Annotated in this window: 1 protein-coding gene; it reads left to right on the top strand. The window is 33.5% G+C overall.

Annotated features, from left to right (window positions below):
* Nucleotides 1-407 precede the first annotated feature (407 nt).
* Nucleotides 408-881: an Imm26 family immunity protein gene (locus tag BWGOE10_RS29225; protein WP_070145974.1), complete on the top strand. Its 474-nt coding sequence runs from the start codon at nucleotides 408-410 to the stop codon at nucleotides 879-881.
* The last annotated feature ends 230 nt before the right edge of the window (nucleotides 882-1,111 follow it).

Here is a 1,111-nt window from a genome sequence, read left to right as displayed (position 1 = left end):
AGCGGGAGACATATATCGATATAACTCTTCGGCAAATAAAGACAGCTCTTGTTTTTGATGCATATTCATAAAAAGCACGTCACCCTTTCTCATTAACATAAGAGAATAGTAACGTGCTTTTAAGTTTAAAAATAGTCTAAATCCTTAAGTTGATGGATGTGTGGCGGTACCCCGCTAAGAGCATGCAAGATTTTATACAGTTTTTCTGCTAATCCAATAACAAACGAGAACCCTAAAACCGCGCTAGGATAGGAATGTATAAAAAAATGCATAGATCCATAGAACAAAAAAAGGAGATTTACTTGTGAGATTAGGGTTCCTCCTTATTCTTGCTACCGATAATAGGACGTTATGTTAACTTTACATGAATATGTTATACAATAAATAAAAAAGAGATGGGGAGAACAATGAGTATAAACTATCCATTTAAACCAAAATCAAATCGTTATTTAGTACCAGGACAATTTTGGACTATCCCTTTAGATAACAGGAAATTTGCATGTGGTAGAGTAATTGAAACAGATCCAAATAGTAGAAGGGGATTTTTAGCAGGTTTGATGGACTGGATCGGGGATAGCCCGTCTATAGCTGAAGATTTAAAAGGTTGTAAAACGTTAATACAATTGGATGTTCACATTAAAACCATTCATGAAACAGCATTAGATGGTTTTATAAGTGGCTATCGTTCATTAGAATTAGATGGAATTGAAGAAGATTATTTCACTTCACAACTGGTTCATGATGAGAATTGTATGTTAATGAAAGGGTACTCAATACTTAGACAGGCCACCAAAGAAGAAGCAGATACGTATGATCAGTTTGGTCCCGCAGGCTATATGATGATTAAATGTTATGCAGAAGATTTATTAGCAAATAAATAACTTCCAATAACGATAATTATGTAAATAAGCTGTCCATATGGGCAGTTTATTTTATTTTTTGTTTAACACGGGGATTTTTTCATGAAGAAAAGACACTCACATGTGATATTATCCCCTTTAAGTAGACAGTGTAAAAAGACCATGTACATACATGGATGTTACACTATTACTTGGAGGGGATTTTTCATGACTAAAAAAGGTTCAATATTTATTACATATTCAGAAGAATT

Source organism: Bacillus mycoides (genome assembly GCF_001757995.1).
Classification (GTDB): Bacteria; Bacillota; Bacilli; order Bacillales; family Bacillaceae_G; genus Bacillus_A; species Bacillus_A mycoides_B.
This window is presented reverse-complemented; position numbering and strand designations above follow the sequence as displayed.